Source organism: Streptomyces sp. DSM 40868 (genome assembly GCF_011820545.1).
Lineage (GTDB): Bacteria > Actinomycetota > Actinomycetes > Streptomycetales > Streptomycetaceae > Streptomyces > Streptomyces eurythermus.
In genome coordinates, this window is record NZ_CP050504.1 from 3,281,101 (window position 1) to 3,301,296 (window position 20,196).

The 20,196-nt window shown below is 72.6% G+C and carries 14 protein-coding genes; 10 read left to right on the forward strand and 4 right to left on the reverse strand.

Annotated features, from left to right (window positions below):
* Nucleotides 1–174 precede the first annotated feature (174 nt).
* Nucleotides 175–1,563 (forward strand): amino acid permease, encoded by a 1,389-nt coding sequence (locus tag HB370_RS14760; protein WP_030790377.1) that lies wholly within the window; start codon nt 175–177, stop codon nt 1,561–1,563.
* Between the two features lie 133 nt (nt 1,564–1,696).
* Nucleotides 1,697–2,344 carry a superoxide dismutase gene (locus HB370_RS14765; RefSeq protein ID WP_030790374.1) on the forward strand — a complete coding sequence of 216 codons (648 nt, stop codon included), beginning with the start codon at nt 1,697–1,699 and terminating at the stop codon, nt 2,342–2,344.
* 123 nt (nt 2,345–2,467) lie between these two features.
* Here the strand turns inward: HB370_RS14765 and HB370_RS14770 are convergent, their stop codons facing one another.
* Nucleotides 2,468–3,130: a DsbA family protein gene (locus tag HB370_RS14770; RefSeq protein ID WP_030790371.1), complete on the reverse strand. Its 663-nt coding sequence runs from the start codon at nt 3,128–3,130 to the stop codon at nt 2,468–2,470.
* A 140-nt stretch (nt 3,131–3,270) separates the two neighbouring features.
* Here HB370_RS14770 and pepN (HB370_RS14775) point away from each other — a divergent pair, with 140 nt between their 5' ends.
* From pepN (HB370_RS14775) to HB370_RS14785, 3 genes are all read left to right on the forward strand, one after another.
* On the forward strand, nt 3,271–5,856 hold the full coding sequence (gene pepN / locus HB370_RS14775) for an aminopeptidase N (protein ID WP_030790369.1): 2,586 nt from the start codon (nt 3,271–3,273) through the stop codon (nt 5,854–5,856).
* Between the two features lie 207 nt (nt 5,857–6,063).
* Nucleotides 6,064–7,101, forward strand: coding sequence for a hypothetical protein (locus HB370_RS14780; RefSeq protein WP_030790367.1), 1,038 nt, complete (start codon nt 6,064–6,066; stop codon nt 7,099–7,101).
* Nucleotides 7,102–7,251: 150 nt separating this feature from the next.
* On the forward strand, nt 7,252–8,064 hold the full coding sequence (locus HB370_RS14785; RefSeq protein WP_030790365.1) for an SGNH/GDSL hydrolase family protein: 813 nt from the start codon (nt 7,252–7,254) through the stop codon (nt 8,062–8,064).
* Here the strand turns inward: HB370_RS14785 and HB370_RS14790 are convergent.
* Together HB370_RS14790 and HB370_RS14795 are read right to left on the reverse strand one after the other, a co-directional pair.
* Nucleotides 8,031–9,191 carry a serine hydrolase domain-containing protein gene (locus HB370_RS14790; protein WP_208974398.1) on the reverse strand — a complete coding sequence of 387 codons (1,161 nt, stop codon included), beginning with the start codon at nt 9,189–9,191 and terminating at the stop codon, nt 8,031–8,033. The two genes, HB370_RS14785 and HB370_RS14790, sit on opposite strands and share 34 nt — an antisense overlap.
* Nucleotides 9,192–9,310: 119 nt before the next feature.
* Nucleotides 9,311–9,778, reverse strand: a complete 468-nt coding sequence (locus HB370_RS14795) for an NUDIX hydrolase (RefSeq protein ID WP_030790357.1) — start codon at nt 9,776–9,778, stop codon at nt 9,311–9,313.
* A 231-nt stretch (nt 9,779–10,009) separates the two neighbouring features.
* Here HB370_RS14795 and HB370_RS14800 point away from each other — a divergent pair, with 231 nt between their 5' ends.
* Together HB370_RS14800 and HB370_RS14805 are read left to right on the forward strand one after the other, a co-directional pair.
* The gene (locus tag HB370_RS14800; protein ID WP_030790355.1) at nt 10,010–13,306 is read left to right on the forward strand and encodes a S8 family serine peptidase; all 3,297 of its coding nucleotides are present in this window, start codon (nt 10,010–10,012) and stop codon (nt 13,304–13,306) included.
* A 341-nt stretch (nt 13,307–13,647) separates the two neighbouring features.
* A complete protein-coding gene (locus HB370_RS14805) occupies nt 13,648–14,667 on the forward strand; it encodes an aspartate-semialdehyde dehydrogenase (RefSeq protein WP_030790352.1) in 1,020 nt (339 codons plus the stop codon).
* A 24-nt stretch (nt 14,668–14,691) separates the two neighbouring features.
* Here the strand turns inward: HB370_RS14805 and HB370_RS14810 are convergent, their stop codons facing one another.
* Nucleotides 14,692–15,819: an MFS transporter gene (locus HB370_RS14810; RefSeq protein ID WP_244406028.1), complete on the reverse strand. Its 1,128-nt coding sequence runs from the start codon at nt 15,817–15,819 to the stop codon at nt 14,692–14,694.
* A gap of 181 nt (nt 15,820–16,000) precedes the next feature.
* Between HB370_RS14810 and HB370_RS14815 the strand changes: the two genes are divergently transcribed.
* The 3 genes from HB370_RS14815 (at nt 16,001) to pepN (HB370_RS14825) (ending at nt 20,147) form a co-directional block, all read left to right on the forward strand.
* Entirely contained in the window at nt 16,001–16,885 is an 885-nt protein-coding gene (locus HB370_RS14815) for a LysR family transcriptional regulator (protein ID WP_030790346.1), read from the forward strand.
* Nucleotides 16,886–17,146: 261 nt separating this feature from the next.
* Nucleotides 17,147–17,392 carry a hypothetical protein gene (locus HB370_RS14820; RefSeq protein WP_244405526.1) on the forward strand — a complete coding sequence of 82 codons (246 nt, stop codon included), beginning with the start codon at nt 17,147–17,149 and terminating at the stop codon, nt 17,390–17,392.
* 178 nt (nt 17,393–17,570) lie between these two features.
* A complete protein-coding gene (gene pepN, locus HB370_RS14825) occupies nt 17,571–20,147 on the forward strand; it encodes an aminopeptidase N (RefSeq protein WP_030790340.1) in 2,577 nt (858 codons plus the stop codon).
* Nucleotides 20,148–20,196 lie beyond the last annotated feature (49 nt).

Genomic DNA, 20,196 nt, shown 5'->3' on the forward strand with positions numbered 1-20,196 from the left:
ACCAAAGGAATTGCGAGTCGCGTACGACCTCTGGTCACGTTCGACGGCGTAACCGTAGATTAACCCTGCGCACCAGAGGTGTCCGGATAGTGGTCAGCCCCTTCGCCTGAGCGGACGGGACGCGGAGACTGGCGGGGTTTTTGCCCGCCCATTGCACGGGGGAGAGCAGCACCCATGCCCAACAGCACGACCACGGAGACGACGCCGCAGCAGGCGGACGGCTCCCTCTCCCACGGCCTCAAACAGCGCCATCTTTCGATGATCGCCCTGGGCGGGGTGATCGGCGCGGGTCTCTTCGTCGGCTCCGGCGCGGGCATCGCCGTCGCCGGTCCGTCCATCGTGGTCGCCTACGCCCTCTCCGGGGTGCTGGTGATGCTGGTGATGCGGATGCTCGGCGAGATGTCGGCCGCCTATCCGTCGTCGGGCTCCTTCTCCGCGCACGCCGAGCGCGCGATCGGCCCGTGGGCGGGCTTCGCGTCGGGCTGGTCGTTCTGGGTGCTGCTGTGTACGGCGGTCGGCCTGGAGGGCATCGGCGCCGCGAAGATCGTCCAGGGCTGGCTGCCGGGCACCCCGCAGTGGATGTGGGTGCTCCTGTTCATGGTGGTGTTCTGCGGCACGAACCTGGCCGCCGTGAAGAACTTCGGCGAGTTCGAGTTCTGGTTCGCCGCACTGAAGGTCGGCGCGATCAGCCTGTTCCTGATCCTGGGCGTGCTGGCCATCGCCGGCGTACTGCCCGGCACGGACGCGCCCGGCGCCTCGAACCTCACCGACTTCATGCCGAACGGCGGCGACGGCCTGGTGATCGGCCTGCTGGCCTCGGTCTTCGCCTACGGCGGCCTGGAGACGGTCACCATCGCGGCGGCCGAGTCCTCCGACCCGGTGCGGGGCGTGGCACGCGCCGTACGGACCGCGATGCTCCGTGTCGCCGTCTTCTACGTCGGCTCGATGGCGGTCGTCGTCACCCTGGTTCCGTGGGACTCGAAGGACATCGCTGACCAGAACAAGGGGCCGTACGTCGCCACACTCGAACACCTCGGCATCCCCGGGGCGGGACAGCTGATGCAGGTGGTCATCCTCGTCGCCCTCCTGTCCGCCATGAACGCCAACATCTACGGCGCCTCGCGCATCGCCTTCTCGCTGGTCGAGCGCGGCCAGGGCCCGAAGGTGCTGGCGCGGCTGTCCGGCGGGGTGCCCCGGATCGCGGTGGTCACCTCCTCCGTGCTGGGCTTCGTGTGCGTGCTGCTCAGCTACTGGCGGCCGGACGACATCTTCAAGTGGCTGCTGAACATGATCGGCGCGGTCATCCTGATCGTCTGGATCTTCATCGCGGTCTCCCAGCTGCTGCTGCGCCGCCGCATCGAGCGCGAGGCCCCCGAGCGGCTGGTCGTGCGCATGTGGGCGTTCCCGTGGCTGACCTGGGTGGCGCTGGCCGGCATGGCCGCGATCTTCGTGCTGATGTGGCGCGAGCCGGACACCCGGACCCAGCTGTACTCCTCGGGCGGCATGGCCCTGTTCCTGGCCGCGGTCGGCTACGGCTGGCAGCGGCTGCGCGCCAAGGGCTGAGCGCCCCGCCCCGCGCCGCACGCGCGACAGGCCCCCACGAAACACACGTGGGGGCCTTTCTGTTGCTCTGATCCACTTGTTGCTAGCGTGTAGTTGCAAGAGACTTGCAATAAGGTTCCGGAGGGGAACACCCATGCCCGTCTACACGCTGCCCGACCTGCCCTACGACTACTCCGCGCTCGCCCCCGTCATCAGCCCGGAGATCATCGAGCTGCACCACGACAAGCACCACGCGGCCTATGTGAAGGGCGCCAACGACACCCTGGAGCAGCTGGCCGAGGCGCGGGACAAGGAGACGTGGGGCTCGATCAACGGCCTGGAGAAGAACCTGGCCTTCCACCTCTCCGGGCACATCCTGCACTCGATCTACTGGCAGAACATGACCGGCCCGAAGGACGGCGGCGGCGAGCCGCTGGCGCAGGACGGCGTCGGCGAGCTGGCCGAGGCCATCAAGGAGTCCTTCGGCTCCTTCGCCGGCTTCAAGACCCAGCTGTCCAAGGCCGCGGCCACCACCCAGGGCTCGGGCTGGGGCGTGCTCGCCTACGAGCCGCTGAGCGGGCGCCTGGTCGTGGAGCAGGTCTACGACCACCAGGGCAACGTCGGCCAGGGCTCCACCCCGATCCTGGTGTTCGACGCCTGGGAGCACGCCTTCTACCTCCAGTACAAGAACCAGAAGGTGGACTTCATCGAGGCCATGTGGCAGGTGGTGAACTGGCAGGACGTGGCCAGGCGCTACGAGGCCGCCAAGTCCCGCGCCGACGTGCTGCTGCTGGCGCCCTGACCCTCCGGGCGCCCCGGTCGTCCTGCCTCGTGATCGTCTTCTCACCCTTCACGACGGCAGGCGGAAGAAAGAAGACCCCCGTGAGGACGTGACTCACGGGGGTCTTCCCTTGCACGGAGACGGTTACAGGTTGCTGAAGTCCGGGCCCTTGGTCCTGGTCCGCTTGATCTCGTAGAAGCCCGGTACCGAGGCCACCGCCACCGTGCCGTCCCACAGGCGGGCCGCCTGCTCGCCCTTGGGGGCGGGAGTGACGACGGGGCCGAAGAAGGCGATCTGCTCGCCGTCCGGGCCGGGCAGGGCGATGACCGGGGTGCCGACCTCCTGGCCGACCTTCTCGATGCCCTCCTTGTGGGAGGCGCGCAGCTCGGCCTCGAACTCGAAGTCGTCCTGGCCGGCGTACTCGATCAGCTCGGCGGGCAGGCCGACGTCGGCGAGCGCGCCCGCGATGGCCTCCAGGGTCACGCCCTCGTCGTTGTTGTGGATGCGGGTGCCGAGGGCGGTGTAGAGCGGGCCGACGACGTCCTCGCCGTGCTTCTGCCAGGCCGCGGTGACCACGCGGACGGCCGGCCACGCCTTGGTGGTCAGCAGCTCGCGGTATTCGGCGGGCAGCTCGTCGAGCTTGTCCTCGTTGAGGACCGCCAGGCTCATGACGTGCCAGCGGACCTCGATGTCGCGGAGCTTCTCCACCTCCAGCACCCAGCGGGAGGTCATCCAGGCCCACGGGCACAGCGGGTCGAACCAGAAGTCGACGGGGGTCTTGCCGGACGAGGTGGCGGTCTCGGACATGGCGCTCCTTGGCGAAACGTGGTTTCCCGCGTCAACGAGACGGGCGCCACCCGCATTCCCCGCTGTCCGCCGTCAGGAGCACGTGACAGGATCGGTCCTGACTCAGCCGTTCTCCGCGCGATCACGAAGGAGTGCCGTACGTGCCCGGTGAGAATCTTTCCCGCGACGAGGCCCGGGAGCGGGCCGCCCTGCTGTCCGTCGACGGCTACGAGGTGTTCCTGGACCTGCGGTCCGCCGTCGGGGACGGGGACGGGGACGGCGAGCCGCGCACGTTCCGTTCGGTGACCACCGTGCGGTTCCGGTGCAACGAGCCGGGCGCGTCCAGCTTCGCCGATCTGCTGGCCCCGCGGGTCACCTCCGTCTCGCTCAACGGCCGGGACCTGGACCCGGGCGAGGTCTTCGACGGCTCGCGGATCGCGCTGGAGGATCTGGCGGCGGAGAACGAGCTGGTGGTGGACGCGCAGTGCGCGTACTCGCGCACCGGTGAGGGCCTGCACCGCTTCGTCGACCCGGAGGACGGCGAGGTGTATCTGTACACGCAGTACGAACCGGCCGACGCCCGCCGGGTGTTCGCGAACTTCGAGCAGCCGGACCTGAAGGCGCCGTACCGGTTCGAGGTGCGGGCGCCGGAGGGCTGGACGGTGTGGGGCAACGGCGCCGGTGAACTCGTGGACGGGGTGTGGCGGTTCGCGGAGACGAAGCCGATCTCGACGTACATCACGTGTGTGGTGGCGGGCCCGTACCACTACGTGACGGACTCCTACAGCCGCACCCTCGAGGACGGCACGAAGCTGGAGATCCCGCTGGGCGCGATGTGCCGCAGGACGCTCGCCCCGTACTTCGACGCCGACGACATCTTCCTGGTCACCAAGCAGGGCCTGGACTTCTTCCACGAGCACTTCGACTACCCGTACCCGTTCGGGAAGTACGACCAGGCGTTCGTGCCGGAGTACAACCTGGGCGCGATGGAGAACCCGGGCATGGTGACGTTCCGGGAGGAGTACGTCTTCCGCGGGAAGGTGACGCAGGCGTCGTACGAGGCGCGGGCCAACGTCATCCTGCACGAGATGGCGCACATGTGGTTCGGCGACCTGGTCACCATGGAGTGGTGGGACGACCTGTGGCTGAAGGAGTCCTTCGCGGACTTCATGGGCACGTTCGCGAGCGTCGGCGCGACCCGTTTCAAGGACGCCTGGATCACCTTCGCCAACCGGCGCAAGGCGTGGGCGTACCGCGCGGACCAGTTGCCCTCGACGCATCCGATCACGGCGGACATCCGTGACCTGCAGGACGCCAAGCTGAACTTCGACGGCATCACCTACGCCAAGGGCGCCTCGGTGCTCAAGCAGCTGGTGGCGTACGTCGGCCAGGACGCGTTCCTGGAGGGTGCCCGGCGCTACTTCAAGCGGCACGCGTACGGCAACACGCGTCTGGGCGACCTGCTGTCGGTGCTGGGCGAGACGAGCGGCCGGGACATGAGCGCGTGGGCGCGGTCGTGGCTGCAGACGGCGGGCGTGAACGCGCTGACCCCGCAGGTGCTGCTGGACACCACGGGCGGCCGGGTCGCCGAGCTGGCCGTCGTGCAGGAGGCCCCGGAGTCGTACCCGGAGCTGCGGCCGCACCGGATCGTGGTGGGCCTGTACCGGCGTACGCCCGAGGGCACGCTCGAGCGGTACGCGCGCGCGGAGACGGACGTGCACGAGCCGCGCACGGTGGTGGCGGAGCTGGCGGGGCTCCAGGCGCCGGAGCTGGTGCTGGTCAACGACGAGGACCTGACCTACTGCAAGACGCGGTTCGACGCGACGTCGCTGGAGACGCTGCGCACGGACCTGGGCGGGCTCACGGATCCGCTGGCGCGCGCCCTGTGCTGGTCGGCGCTGTGGAACATGACCCGGGACGGGCTGCTGCCGGCGCGGGAGTTCATCTCCCTGGTGCTGCGGTTCGCGGGCGGTGAGTCGGACATCGGGGTGGTGCAGATGCTGCACGCCTGGGCGAACTCGGCGCTGACGCACTACGCGGCGCCCGCGTGGCGGGAGACCGGCGGGGAGCTGCTGGCCGAGGGGGCGCTGCGGGAGCTGCGGTCGGCGGCGCCGGGCAGTGAGCACCAGCTGGCCTGGGCGCGCTTCTTCGCCGCGGTGGCCTCCTCGGAGCCGGATCTGAGGCTGCTGCGGGATCTGCTGGACGGCACCACCGAGGTCGAGGGGCTGGAGGTGGACCAGGAGCTGCGCTGGGTGTTCCTGGAGCCGCTGGCGGCGCACGGGGCGGCCGACGAGTCGGTGCTGGCGGCGGAGCTGGCCCGGGACGACACGGCGTCCGGCAAGCGGCACCAGGTGCGCTGTCTCGCCGCGCGGCCGCAGGCGGCGGTGAAGGCGCAGGCGTGGGCGCAGGTGGTGGAGTCGGACGCGCTGTCGAACGCGCTGGTGGAGGCGACGATCGCGGGGTTCGCCCAGCCTTCGCAGCGGGAGCTGACCGCGCCGTACGCGCAGCTGTACTTCGCGGCGATCGAGCGGGTGTGGCGGGAGCGGTCGATCCAGATCGGCATGGATGTGGTGCGGGGTCTGTTCCCGGCGTTGCAGGACCGGCCGGAGACGCTGGAGGCGACGGACGCGTGGCTCGCGGCGCACGAGGACGCGGCGCCGGCGCTGCGGCGGCTGGTGCTGGAGGCGCGGGACGACCTGGCGCGGGCGCTGCGCGCGCAGGCGTGTGACGCGGCGGCCGGCCGCTGAGCCATGGCCTGATCCCGCCCGGCCGGTGACCGTTACGAAATCCGGGCGAACAGAACCGTAACCCCTGGTCCGCACCCGATCGGACCAGGGGTTTTCGCTGTCCTCTCGGCATCCGAACACCTGACCTTTAGTACCGTCTTGTCCGCATTCTTCGACGAATGTGTAACAGCGGTTACGGGCCCGACGTGTCGCGGGAATCCCGAGGCCATGACGCACGACACCCCCCTCTCCCCCCGCCCGCTGCGCCACCTCGCCGACGTCCACCGCCGGGTCCTGACGGCGGCCCAGCTGCGCGCCCACGGTGTGTCCCCGGCCGAGCTGGCCGAGCGGTGCGGCCCCGACGGCCCCTGGCGGGAGCTGCTGCCGCGGGTGATTTTGCTGCACTCCGGCCCGCCCACCGGCGAGGAGCGGTTGCACGGGGCCCTGCTGTACGCGGCCCGTGCGGCGCGGCAGGGTGTGCCGGCCCAGCCGACGGCCCAGGGCCCGCACCGGCCGCAGTACCCGGACGCGGTGCTCACCGGGCCGGCGGCGCTGGCCCTGCACGGCTTCTCGGCCACCCCGCCGCCCGACGCGCTGAACCGGGTGGACGTCCTGGTGTCCCGGCAGCGCCGGCCGCGCTCCACCGGCTATGTGCGCATCCTGCGCACCACCGAGCCGCCCGAGCCGCAGCGGGTGGCGGGGCTGCCGGTGGCACCGGTGGCGCGGGCGCTGGCGGACGCGGTGGCGGAGCCGACGGACACCGAGACGGTGCGGCGGCTGCTGACCGAGGCGGTGCGCGGCGGCCACTGCGAACCGGCCGCCCTGCTGCGGGAGCTGGCCCGGGCGCGGCTGCTGCACCGGCCGCACGTGGCGGACGCGGTGGACGCGGTGTTCGCGGAGGGCCGCCCGGCGGCCGAGGACCGCCTGTACCGGATGGTCCGCGAGTACGGTCTGCCCGACCCGGTGTGGAACGTCGATCTGCGCCTGCCCGGCGGCCCGCACCTGGGCGGCCTGGACGCCTACTGGCCGGACCACGCGGTGGCGGTCGAGCTGGACACCCGGGTGCCCCGGCAGGACGACGAGGCGGTGTGGTCCCGGTACGCCGGCAAGCGCGAGCACCTGGAGCGCCTCGGCATCACGGTCGTGTACATCACGCCGCGCAAGCTCCGGGACTGCCCGGAGCAGCAGGCGACGGTGGTGCGGACGGCGCTGATGGCCTCCGTCGACCGCGAGCCGGCCGCGTACGTCGTGGTGCGGCCCCGGTAGCCACCGGCGTGGCGTCGCCCCGTGGTCGCCGGCCTGGTGCTGCCCCGCGCGCGCCCGGCCGGCCAGTTGTGCTGGTCCGCCCGGGTGAGGGCTCACCCGGGCGGACCAGCGCGGCGGGCGGGGCGGGGCGGGCCCCGGTACAGGAGAGTCATGAGACAGACCCGAACAGCGGCGGGCGCCTGCTCCCTGCTCCTCGCGGCGGCCTGCGCGTTCGCCGGTCCCGCGACCGCCCAGGTGCCGCCCCGCATCCCGGCCGGCGGCTATGTGGCCCTCGGCGACTCCTACTCCTCCGGCGTGGGCGCCGGTGACTATCTGGCCTCCGGCAAGGAGTGCAAGCGCAGCAGCCGGGCCTATCCCGTGCTGTGGGCCGAGGCCCACGCGCCGGCGACGTTCAGCTTCGCCGCGTGCAACGGCGCCGGCACCGAGGAGGTGCTGACCGAGCAGCTCGGCCATCTCAGCCCGCGCACCTCGCTGGTCACCCTCACCGTGGGCGGCCACGACTCGGGCTTCGCCGGGACCATGGCGATGTGCGCGATCGGGGGTCCGGACCGCTGCCACACCGCCGTGTCCCGGGCCGTCGACACCATGGACGGGTCGCTGACGGACCGCCTCGACCGTCTCTACACGGCCATCCGGGACCGGGCGCCCGCCGCCCGGGTCGTGGTGCTGGGCTACCCGCGCCTGTACCACCTCAGGGGCTCCTGCGCGCTCGGCCTGCAGGACGGCGAGCGCGCGGCCCTGAACGACGCCGTGGACCATCTCAACGGGGTGATCGCGGGGCGCGCCGCCGCCCACGGGTTCACCTTCGCCGATGTCACCGCCGCCTTCGCCGGGCACGAGATCTGCTCCTCCCGCCCCTGGCTGCACAGCGTGGACATCCTGGCGATCACCGAGTCCTACCACCCCACGGCGCCGGGCCAGTCGCTCGGCTACCTGCCGGCGCTCACCCGTGTCTCCGGCTGACAGAACTCCTTCTCGGCCACGGCCGTGGTGTCCCCGGCCCAGTCGCCGTCGAAGTTGACGGCCAGGGTGTGCCGGCCGTCCGCCGACGCCGCCGCCTCGGACACCGAGCCCGGGATCTCGCCGCTGTGGCCCCAGACGTGGGTTCCGCAGGCCAGCCGGGTGTCGGTGAGTCCGAGGCCGTACCGGACGCCGGGGGCCGCCTTGACGGGCACGGTGGCCTTCATCTCCCTGAGCCGGCGGGGCGGCAGCAGCCGGCCGCCGAGCAGGGCGCCGTAGAAGCGGGTGAGGTCGGCGGAGTCGGAGATCATCTCGCCGGCGGCGTGGGCCAGGGAGGGGTTGAGGGCCGTGACGTCGTGGGCGGGGCCGCCGGGGACGCCGAACGTCGAGTACGCCCTGCCGCTCGGGCGCGGGACACCGGTCCGGGTGCCGGGCAGGGAGGTGGCCGTCAGGCGCAGCGGGGTGATGATCCGGCGGGTGACCTCGGTGGCGTACGGGCGGCCCGTCACCCGCTCGATCACCAGTCCGGCCAGGACGTAGTTGGTGTTGGAGTACCCCCAGGAGGCGCCCGGCGCGAAGGCGGGCGCGTGCCGCATCGCCACGGCCACCAGGTCCCGGGGGGCGAGGGTGTCGTAGCGGTGCCGGAAGAAGCCGTCCTTGGTGAAGTGGTCGCGCCGGAAGCCGTCGTCGGTGAGGTAGTCGCGGATGCCGCTGGTGTGGTTGAGCAGCCGCCGCAGACTGATCCGGCGGCCGTCGTGGCCGTGGCCGCGGACCAGGCCCGGCAGCCAGGTGTCCACCGGGTCGTCCAGGGAGAGCCGGTCCTCCGCCGCCAGCTGGAGCAGGACGGTGGCGACGAAGGTCTTGGTGATGCTGGCGACGCGGTAGCGGTCGTGGGCCGAGCGCGGCCGGCCGGTGCGCAGGTCGCCCACGCCGGCCGCCGTGGACCAGGTGCCGTGGGCGTCCCGCACGGTGGCGGTGGCGCCGGGCACCCCGGCCGCGACGGCGGCCCGGACGGCCGCGCGGGTCGCGGTGTGCGCACCGGGCGCGGGACCGGCCGCCAGGGCCGGGCCCGCGAGGGCCGCCGAGAGGAGCAGGACGGCGGTGCCCGCCACAGCCGTGCGTACGCGCATGTCTTCCCCTGCCTGTGGGTGCGGAGCGGTCGGGGGAAGGAACCTGGGCCGGCCCGCGCGGGTTGCCGATCCGTAAGCCGTTCGGATGACTTCCAGACCGGGCCGGCTCGCCGCGCGCCCTACGGTGATACGTCCGGCCCGTCCGTGAGCCGTCCGTGCGGCGGGCGCTCGCGCCACAGCCGCAGCCCGATGTCGACCATCGGCACCCGGACCAGACCGGGTACGGCGGCCAGGTCGTGCCAGGCGGCGAAGTCGGTGGAGCCGCCGACCTCGGGGCGGAGCTCCCCGCCGGTGACCTCGCCCGCGTAGAAGATCCGCAGGGACTGGTGGTCCCTGCGGCGGCCGACGCGCGGGTCCCCGACGAACCGGCGGGTGTGGACGCCGAGCAGGCCGGTCACCTCGATGCGGTAGCCGGTCTCCTCGGTGACCTCGCGGCGGACGGTGTCGTACGGGTCCTCGCCGTGCTCCATGCCACCGCCGGGCAGCACCCACTCGGGGGTGCCGCCGGGCGTGGGTGACCGGGCGAGCAGGAGGTGTCCGTCGCGGACGCACACGGCGTAGGCCGCCACCCTCAGGTTCCGTCGCATGCCCGGACGTTATTGCGTGCGGCGGGCACGGGCGAGCGAAAATCCCGGCAGCGGTCAGGTCACCCCGTACGCAAGGGACGGATTCCGCCCCATACCGTCGGAACACGCCCGTTTCGCATCGCGGGTTTTCCCCATACGTTCATTTCGATTGCGTCAACGGTCCCCAAAATGACGCCCTTTCGGTCAGGCTGAGCGCTCCCGTCCGCTCGTTCCTTGACCTGAGGGATGCCGATGAACCACACCGCCCCCGAGCGTGATCCCATATCCGGCCCGAGACGCCTGGCCCGCATAGCCGCGGCCGTGGGCGTGGTGGCCGCCCTCTCCGCGGCCGGACCGGTGCCGATGGCCCTCGCCGCGGAGCCGTCCCCCGCCCCGGCCGCCGATCCCGGCGTCAAGTCCGCCCACGACAAGCTGGGTTCGGACGACGCCGCCCTGCTCGCCGAGGCCAAGGCCGACGGCGACAAGAGCGTCACCCTGATGATCGCGACCTCGCCCGGGAAGACGGAGCAGGTCGCCGGGGAGCTGGACGCGGTCGACGGCGGCCTGGTGGGCCGGACCGACGACAAGCTCGGCTATGTCCGGGCCACCGTCCCCACGAGCCGCGCGGACTCGGCCATCGACGCCGCCGTGAAGCTGTCCTCCGTGCGGGCCATCGACCTCAAGCAGGAGATCCCGCTGGACGACCCGGTGCCCACGGGCGCCAAGTCCCCCTCCGGCAAGGCCGCCTACCCCGCGCCGGGCCGCAACACCCCGGCGGAGAACCCGTACAACCCCTCCTTCGAGACCGGTGCCGTCGAGTTCGTCCGGGACCACCCGAAGGCGGACGGACGCGGCGTCACCATCGGCATCCTCGACTCCGGCGTCGACCTCGGCCACCCGGCGCTGCGCACCACCACCACCGGCGAGCGGAAGATCGTCGACTGGGTGACCGCGACCGACCCGGTGACCGACGGCGACGGCACCTGGCGGCGGATGACCACCGGCGTCACCGGCCCGGCCTTCTCCGTCACCACCGCGCAGGGCGCCGAGAAGTTCACGGCGCCCGAGGGCTCGTACAAGTTCAACTACATGTACGAGTCCGCCACCGCCGGCGGTGACGAGAAGGGCGACCTCAACCGGGACGGCGACACCACCGACGCCTGGGGCGTGCTGTACGACCCGGCGGCCGGCACGGTCCGCGTCGACACGAACGACAACCTGGACTTCACCGACGACCCGGCGATGAGGCCGTACAAGGACGGCTTCCAGGTCGGCCACTTCGGCACCGACGACCCGGCGACCGACGTCGCCGAACGCGTCCCGTTCGTGGTGGAGACCCGCAAGGACGTCGTCTACAACGCCTCCGGCGCCAAGGCCGACTACGTCAACATCGGGGTCATCGAGTCCGAGCACGGCACCCATGTCGCCGGCATCACCGCCGCCCACGGCCTGTTCGGCGGGAAGATGAACGGCGCGGCCCCCGGCGCGAAGATCGTGTCCTCGCGTGCCTGCACCTGGACCGGCGGCTGCACCAACGTCGCCCTCACCGAGGGCATGATCGACCTGGTGACCAAGCGCGGTGTCGACATCGTCAACATGTCGATCGGCGGACTGCCCGCGCTCAACGACGGCAACAACGCGCGCGCCGAGCTGTACACCCGGCTCATCGACACCTACGGCGTCCAGCTGGTGATCTCCGCCGGCAACTCCGGGCCGGGCGCCAACACCATCGGCGACCCGGGCCTGGCCGACAAGGTGATCTCGGTCGGCGCGACCATCTCCAAGGAGACCTGGGCCGCCAACTACGGCTCGGTGGTGGAGAAGAAGTACGCGATGATGCCGTTCTCCTCGCGCGGCCCGCGTGAGGACGGCGGCTTCACCCCGACCCTGAGCGCGCCCGGCGCCGCGATCAACACCACCCAGACCTGGCTGCCGGGCGGTCCGGTCGCCGAGGCGGGCTACTCCCTCCCGGCCGGCTACTCGATGCTCCAGGGCACCTCGATGGCCTCCCCGCAGGCCACCGGCGCCTCCGCGCTGCTGCTGTCGGCCGCGAAGCGCGAGGGCATCGACCTCACCCCCGCCCGGCTGCGCACCGCGCTGACCTCGACCGCCGACCACATCAAGGGCGTCCAGGCGTACGAGGAGGGCGCGGGCCTGATCAACATCGTGGACGCCTGGGACGCCATCGAGGACGGCGCCACCGCCCACGACTACACGGTCGAGGCGCCGGTCGACACCGCGATCGACGACGCCCTGAAGACCCCCGGCCACGGCACCGGCCTGTACGACCGCGAGGGCGGCCTGAAGGCGGGCCAGAAGAAGACGTACGACGTGACGATCACCCGTACGTCCGGCCCGGACAAGGCGGTCCGGCACGAGCTGCACTTCGAGAACAACGCCGGGCACACCTTCCGGATCGTCGGTGACGACGTGGTGCGGCTCCCGCTGAACCGGCCGGTGACGGTCAAGGTGCAGGCGGCGCCGGGGTCCGCGGGCCTCAAGAGCGCGATCCTCGAGGTCGACGACCCGAGGACCGAGGGCGTCGACAAGCAGATCCTCACCACGGTCGTCGTCGCCGAGCCGGTGAAGTACACCTACTCCGCGTCCGGTTCGGTGCAGCGCAACAGCACCCGGTCGTACTTCCTGACCGTGCCCGAGGGCGCCACGAGCCTGGAGGTCGCCCTCGGCGGGCTGAAGGACGGCAGCCAGACCAGGTTCATCGCCATCCACCCCTACGGCGTCCCGTCCGACACCACCGGCACGCCGTACTGCTACCACAACTACCTGGACGGCAACGGCTGCAAGCCCGGCGTGCGCGCGTACGCCGACCCGCAGCCCGGCGTCTGGGAGATCGAGGTCGAGTCCCGGCGCACCTCCCCGCTGCTCGACAACCCCTACCGGCTGGACGTCTCCGTCCTCGGCGCGGCCTTCGACCCGGAGACCGTGACCGTGCCCGAGGCCAAGGTGGGGACCCCGGTCGCCGCGTCCTGGAAGGTGACCAACGGGTACGCCCCGCTGGACGGCACGCTGACCGGCGGCCCGCTCGGCTCCGCCGAGTCCGCCCGGCCGGCGATCAAGGAGGGCGAGACGCGGACCACCACGGTCACCGTCCCGGCCGGCGCGACCTCGCTCGACGTCGCCATCGGGCGGGTCTCGGACGCGGCGGCCGACCTGGACCTGGCGGTGTACGACGCGGCCGGCAAGGAGGTCGGCAAGTCCGCCGACGGCGACTCGGAGGAAGCGGTCTCCGTGCCGTCCCCGGCCGCCGGCACCTACACGATCGAGGTCGTGGGCTACGCCGTCCCGTCCGGCTCGACCGACTACGACTACCGGGACGTGTTCTTCTCCTCCGCCCTCGGCTCCGTCACGGTCGCCGATCAGGCCCCGGTGCACCTCGCCACGGGCGCCTCGGCGACGGTCACCGGCCAGGTCACGGCCGAGGCCGAGGCCCCGGCGGGCCGCGAGTTCTTCGGCCGGGTCCAGCTGGTGAACGCGCGCGGCACGACGGCGGGCACGGCCAGCGTGAAGATCGGCAAGGTCACGCCGTAACGGGGTGACGGCCGGCGGTGAGGGGCGGGGGTCCGTGACGACCCCCGCCCCTTCTCGTACGCCTCCACGGTCGGCGGCCGGCCGCAGAGGCGTACGTCACACCCTCGTATGGCCGGGCCCCGCGCGGGCAGGGGCGGGACGGCACAGCTTGCGGCGCGGGGCCCTCGCGGAGGGAATTCCTCCAGCCCGACGGGGTGCCGGGCGGACATGCGGAACCGTCCGCGGGGCGGCCGTGTCCCATTCCTCGGGCACGCTGGGCAAAGAATTGGACAGGTGGACCGGGGTGGGCCGCATGATGGAAACGCCCCGGTCAGGCAAGCAACACACAAGAGGGAGTCGCCGTGAGGGTCGGAATCGTCGGAGCCACCGGTCAGGTGGGCACGGTCATGCGCAGGATCCTCACGGAGCGCGACTTCCCTGTCACGCAGCTGCGCCTGTTCGCCTCGGCCCGCTCGGCCGGGACCGTGCTGGACGGTGTGACGGTGGAGGACGCGGCGACCGCGGACTACACCGGCCTGGACATCGTGCTCTTCTCGGCGGGCGGCGCGACCTCCAAGGCGCTGGCCGAAAAGGTCGCCTCCCAGGGCGCCGTCGTGATCGACAACTCCTCGGCCTGGCGCAAGGACCCCGAGGTCCCGCTGGTGGTCTCCGAGGTGAACCCGCACGCGATCGCCGACCGCCCCAAGGGCATCATCGCCAACCCGAACTGCACCACCATGGCCGCGATGCCCGTGCTGCGGCCGCTGCACGAGGAGGCCGGCCTCGAGGCGCTGGTCGTCGCCACCTACCAGGCGGTGTCCGGCTCGGGCCTCGCGGGCGTGGCCGAACTGCACGGCCAGGTGCAGAAGGTGGCCGCCGAGGCCGACAAGCTCACCCACGACGGCGGAGCCGTCGACTTCCCCGAGCCGCAGGTCTACAAGCGCACGATCGCCTTCAACGTGCTCCCGCTGGCGGGTTCGATCGTCGACGACGGTCTGAACGAGACCGACGAGGAGCAGAAGCTGCGCAACGAGTCCCGCAAGATCCTGGAGATCCCCGAGCTGAAGGTGTCCGGCACCTGTGTGCGCGTGCCGGTCTTCTCCGGCCACTCCCTCCAGGTCAACGCCCGCTTCGCCCGCCCGCTCAGCCCGGAGCGGGCCACCGAGCTGCTGGCGAAGGCGCCCGGGGTGGCCCTGTCCGACATCCCGACCCCGCTCCAGGCGGCCGGCCAGGACCCGTCGTACGTCGGCCGTATCCGCCGCGACGAGACGGTGGAGAACGGTCTGGCGCTGTTCATCTCCAACGACAACCTCCGCAAGGGCGCCGCGCTGAACGCGGTGCAGATCGCGGAGCTGGTGGCGGCGGAGCTGTCGGGGAAGTAACGGCACCCACGCGGTCCGGGGCGGTCACGGTGACGTGGCCGCCCCTTGCTCGTCCCGGCCCGGGGTGAGGGCCGCCAGCCCGGCGAGCACACCGCCCGTGAGCAGGACGGCGGTCGTTCCGGGTCCGTCCGCGAGCCGTCCGCCGGCCAGCGCGCCGAGCGCGATGGCCGCGTTGAACACCCCGGCGAACAGGGCCGACGCGGCCTCCGGCGCCCCGGGCGCGGCGGCCGTGAGGGCCCGCTGCCCGGACACGGACACCCCGCCGTAGGCCAGTCCCCACACCAGCAGCAGCGCGGCCGACCCGGCGGCCGAGCGGCCCGCCGGGGCGAGCAGCACCACGACCGCACCGAGCACCGTGGCGATCAGCCGCAGGGCGCGGCGCGGACGGCGGGCGGCGAGCGCCCCGCCCGCGAAGTTCCCGGCGACACCCGCGAGTCCGTAGCCGAGCAGCAGGGTGCCGACCAGGCCCGGCCCGGTGCCCGGGGTGCGCTCCAGGACGGGCCGGACGTAGGTGTAGGCGGCGAAGTGGCCCGTGACCAGCAGGGCGACGGTGACGAGCAGCCACCGCACCCGTGCGGCGCGAAGCAGCCGGGGGAACGTGCCGAGGCGGACGGCGCCCTCGGCGGGCAGCGGCGGCAGGACGACGGCCAGCCCGGCCGCCACCAGCAGCGCGCAGCCGGTCATCGCGGCGAAGGCGGTGCGCCAGCCCGCCGCCGCGCCGAGGAAGGTCCCGGCGGGCACCCCCAGCACCGAGGCGACCGCGATCCCGCTGAAGACCAGCGCGGTGGCCCGGCCGGCCGACGGCCCGGGCAGCAGCCGCGCGCCGAGCCCGGCGGCCACAGCCCACACCCCGCCCATGCACACCCCGACCAGCAGCCGGGCGACGAGCACCACGGGGAAGGCGGGGGCGAGCGCGGTGAGCAGGTTGGCGGCGGCCAGCAGGAGCAGCAGCGCGCACAGCACCGTACGGCGGTCGGCGCGGCGCACGGCGACCGGCAGCAGCGGGGCGGCGACGGCGGCGACCAGTCCGGGCAGGGTGACCGCGAGGCCCGCGGTGCCGGCGGAGACGTCCAGTCCGGCGCCGAGCGAGGTGAGCAGGCCGACGGGGAGCATCTCGGTGGTGACGACGGCGAAGGTGGCGCCGGCGAGCATCCCGACGGCGGCCCAGGGCCGGTCCGTGCGCTCTGACGGGATGTCGGGCCGGCTGACGCGGGTGCGGGGGTGGGGGGTTCGGTGGAAGACCATGCCCTCCAGCCTTTGCCGCGGGCGGCGCGGGAACAACGGCGATCCGCTCACCCTTGCATGAGCGGGATTGATCGGCGGAGGGAGTCGCGTGTCCGGGCTGGAGCTACGGGAGTTGGAGTGCTTTCTGGTGCTCGCCGAGGAGCTGCACTTCGGCCGGGCCGGGGAGCGGTTGTTCGTGTCGCAGAGCCGGGTGAGCCAGCTGCTGGCCGCGCTGGAGCGCCGGGTGGGCGCCCGGCTGGTGCACCGCTCCAGCCGCCGGGTGGCGCTGACCCCGCTCGGCGAACGCTTCCTGGAGCGGCTGCGTCCGGCGTACGGGGCGCTGCACGCGGCGGTGGCGGACGCGCGGGCGGTGGCCCGGGGCGGGACCGGCCCGCTGCGGCTCGGTTTCCAGGGGACGGCCTACGCGCCACTGCTGGAGGCGGTCACGGCGTTCGAGGCGAAGGACGCGGCGCGTTCGGTCGACCTGGTGGAGATCCCGTACGCGGACCCGTTCGGGGCGGTGCGGCGGGGAGCGGTGGACGCGGCGGTGGTGCTGCTGCCGGTCGCGGAGCCGGACCTGGTCGTCGGGCCGGTGTTCTCCCGGCAGCGGCACACGCTGGCCGTCTCCCGCCGGCACGCGTTCGCCGGCCGGGACCGGGTCGGCGCGGCGGACCTCGCGGCCGTACCGCTGATCGGCGCGGCGGCGCCGGCCCCGCCGTACTGGCGGGCCGCCCGCGCCCCCGGCGCGCTGCCCGGCCCGGCGGCGACCACCCTTCAGGAGGCCCTGTCCCTGGCCGCCGCCGGCCGCGGCGCCCTGCTGCTGTGCCACCCCACGGCCGCCCAGCACCGGCGCACCGACATCGCCTACGTCCCCGTCGACGGCGTCCCCGACTCCGAACTGGCCCTGATCTGGCACCGGGACGCGGAGACGGAGACGGTACGGGAGTTCGCCCGGACGCTGGCGGAGGCGGAGGCGGGGCGGGCGGCGGGCTGACGCCGGGGGGCGGTGCCGGGCGGGCGCCGGGGTCCGAGATGCCGAGCCGTCGGGGGGCCGCTAGCGTGTTGGAGGAGGGCCGCGGTCGGGCGGTGTGCCCGCCGTCGGCGAGCGCCCTGGTCACGAGGCCCGGCCGGGCACACGGGACGTGCCCTCGCCCCCGCGGCATCACCTGTACCGCGCCGTGCCCGTGCGCGCCGCGGTAGCCCATCGCCCCCGTCCCGGGACCACCCCACGAGGGCGTGGAAGGAAGGTAGGCCCATGAAAGCACTACGCGTGAGGCGTCTCCTCGCGGCATCCGCGGCCGGCGCCGTCCTGGCCGGTGGCGCGGCCATCGGCACGGCGGGCCCGGCCTCGGCGGCCACGCCGGGGCAGGTCTCCACCCACCACGGCTGTTTCGACCGCGGCGGCTGGGGCAACGGCTGCGGCTTCCGGAACAACTTCTTCGGCAACGGCTTCCACAACGGACTCGTCGGCACCGGTGTCGTGGTGATCGTGGTGAGCTGAGCGCGCGACGCGGACCAGCGGCACGCGGAAGGCCGTCCCCGGGCGGCCTTCCGCGTGTGCGTCCTCCCCTCGGAGCACGTCCTCCGGCGCCACGGGCACCGGCGGGAACCGGACATCGCGTTCCCCGTCACTCCCATGGAAGGATGGCGCAACCGACACATAACGAGGAGATGACCGCGTGCCTGGCACAAACCTGACTCGCGAAGAGGCGCAGCAGCGGGCCGAGCTGCTCACCGTTGACTCGTACGAGATCGATCTCGACCTCTCCGGCGCGCAGGGTGGGGGTACCTACCGGTCCGTGACCACGGTGCGCTTCGACGTGGCCCGGGGCGGCACCGAGTCCTTCATCGACCTGGTGGCGCCCACCGTCCACGAGGTGGTCCTCAACGGCGATCCGCTCGATCCGGCCGAGGTCTTCAAGGACTCGCGGATCGCGCTGCCGGGCCTGCTTGAGGGCCCCAACGTCCTGCGGGTCGTCGCGGACTGCGCCTACACCAACACCGGCGAGGGCCTGCACCGCTTCGTCGACCCGGTGGACGAGCAGGCGTACCTGTACACGCAGTTCGAGGTGCCGGACGCCCGCCGCGTCTTCGCCTCCTTCGAGCAGCCGGACCTGAAGGCCACCTTCAAGTTCACCGTGAAGGCGCCCGAGGGCTGGACCGTCATCTCCAACTCGCCCACCCCGGAACCGAAGGACAACGTCTGGTCCTTCGCGCCGACCCCGCGGATCTCGACGTACATCACCGCGCTGATCGCCGGCCCGTACCACTCCGTGCACAGCGTGTACGAGAAGGACGGCCGGTCGGTGCCGCTCGGCATCTACTGCCGGCCCTCGCTCGCCGAGTTCCTCGACGCGGACGCCATCTTCGAGGTCACCCGGCAGGGCTTCGACTGGTTCCAGGAGAAGTTCGACTACGCGTACCCGTTCGAGAAGTACGACCAGCTGTTCGTGCCCGAGTTCAACGCGGGCGCGATGGAGAACGCGGGCGCGGTGACCATCCGCGACCAGTACGTCTTCCGGTCCAAGGTGACCGACGCGGCGTACGAGGTGCGCGCGGAGACGATCCTGCACGAGCTGGCCCACATGTGGTTCGGCGACCTGGTCACCATGGAGTGGTGGAACGACCTGTGGCTGAACGAGTCGTTCGCCACGTACACGTCGATCGCCTGCCAGGCCGCGGCCCCCGGCTCCCGCTGGCCGCACTCGTGGACCACGTTCGCCAACTCCATGAAGACATGGGCGTACCGGCAGGACCAGCTGCCGTCCACCCACCCGATCATGGCGGACATCCGCGACCTGGACGACGTGCTCGTCAACTTCGACGGCATCACCTACGCCAAGGGCGCCAGCGTGCTGAAGCAGCTCGTGGCGTACGTCGGCGAGGACGAGTTCTTCAAGGGCGTGCAGGCGTACTTCAAGCGGCACGCCTTCGGCAACACCCGCCTGTCGGACCTGCTGGGCGCCCTGGAGGAGACCTCCGGCCGGGACCTGAAGACCTGGTCGAAGAAGTGGCTGGAGACGGCCGGCATCAACATCCTGCGCCCCGAGGTGGAGACGGACGCCGACGGTGTCATCACCTCCTTCGCGGTGCGCCAGGAGGCCCCGGCGCTGCCCGCCGGCGCCAAGGGCGAGCCGGTGCTGCGCCCGCACCGCATCGCGATCGGCCTGTACGACCTGTCCGACGCGGGCAAGCTGGTGCGCACCGACCGGATCGAGCTGGACGTCGACGGCGAGCTGACGGCCGTCCCGCAGCTGACCGGCAGGCGCCGCCCGGCCGTGGTGCTGCTCAACGACGACGACCTGTCGTACGCCAAGGTCCGGCTGGACGAGCGGTCGCTCGCGGTGGTCACCGAGCACCTCGGCGACTTCACCGAGTCGCTGCCGCGCGCGCTGTGCTGGGCGTCGGCCTGGGACATGACGCGGGACGCCGAACTGGCCACCCGTGACTACCTCTCCCTGGTGCTGTCCGGCATCGGCAAGGAGTCCGACATCGGTGTGGTGCAGTCGCTGCACCGCCAGGTGAAGCTGGCCATCGACCTGTACGCCGACCCGTCGGCCCGCGAGGCGCTGCTGACCCGCTGGACCGACGCCACGCTGGCCCATCTGCGCGCGGCCGAGGCGGGCAGCGACCACCAGCTGGCCTGGGCGCGGGCGTTCGCGGCGACCGCGCGCACGCCGGAGCAGCTGGACCTGCTGGAGGCCCTGCTCGACGGCACGCAGACCATCGAGGGCCTGGCCGTGGACACCGAGCTGCGCTGGGCGTTCGTGGAGCGGCTCGCGGCGGTCGGCCGGTACGACGAGACGGAGATCGCGGCCGAGTACGAGCGGGACAGGACGGCGGCCGGTGAGCGGCACGCGGCCACCGCCCGCGCCGCGCGTCCCACGCCGGAGGCGAAGGCGGAGGCGTGGGCCTCGGTCGTCGACTCCGACAAGCTGCCCAACGCCGTGCAGGAGGCCGTGATCGGCGGCTTCGTGCAGACCGACCAGCGGGAACTGCTCGCACCGTACACGGACCGCTACTTCGAGGTCCTCAAGGACGTGTGGGCGTCCCGCTCGCACGAGATGGCCCAGCAGATCGCCGTCGGCCTGTACCCGGCGGTCCAGGTGTCCGAGGACACCCTGGCCAAGACGGACACCTGGCTGTCCACGGCCGACCCGACCGCGGCCCTGCGCCGCCTGGTCTCGGAGTCCCGCGCGGGCATCGAGCGGGCCCTGAGGGCCCAGGCGGCGGACGCGGCGGCGACGTCCCACTGACCCACCACCGAAGGGCGCCCGGTTTTCGCACCGGGCGCCCTTTCGTGTG

Coding starts and splice junctions, on each gene's coding strand:
- HB370_RS14770 (WP_030790371.1), bottom strand. CDS start 3,130: ATGTCCGAGACCGCCACCTCGTCCGGCAAGACCCCCGTCGACTTCTGG.
- HB370_RS14810 (WP_244406028.1), bottom strand. CDS start 15,819: ATGCTCGCCGGCGCCACCTTCGCCGTCGTCACCACCGAGATGCTCCCC.
- HB370_RS14785 (WP_030790365.1), top strand. CDS start 7,252: ATGAGACAGACCCGAACAGCGGCGGGCGCCTGCTCCCTGCTCCTCGCG.
- HB370_RS14795 (WP_030790357.1), bottom strand. CDS start 9,778: ATGCGACGGAACCTGAGGGTGGCGGCCTACGCCGTGTGCGTCCGCGAC.
- HB370_RS14765 (WP_030790374.1), top strand. CDS start 1,697: ATGCCCGTCTACACGCTGCCCGACCTGCCCTACGACTACTCCGCGCTC.
- HB370_RS14800 (WP_030790355.1), top strand. CDS start 10,010: ATGAACCACACCGCCCCCGAGCGTGATCCCATATCCGGCCCGAGACGC.
- HB370_RS14760 (WP_030790377.1), top strand. CDS start 175: ATGCCCAACAGCACGACCACGGAGACGACGCCGCAGCAGGCGGACGGC.
- HB370_RS14820 (WP_244405526.1), top strand. CDS start 17,147: ATGAAAGCACTACGCGTGAGGCGTCTCCTCGCGGCATCCGCGGCCGGC.
- HB370_RS14790 (WP_208974398.1), bottom strand. CDS start 9,191: ATGCGCGTACGCACGGCTGTGGCGGGCACCGCCGTCCTGCTCCTCTCG.
- HB370_RS14780 (WP_030790367.1), top strand. CDS start 6,064: ATGACGCACGACACCCCCCTCTCCCCCCGCCCGCTGCGCCACCTCGCC.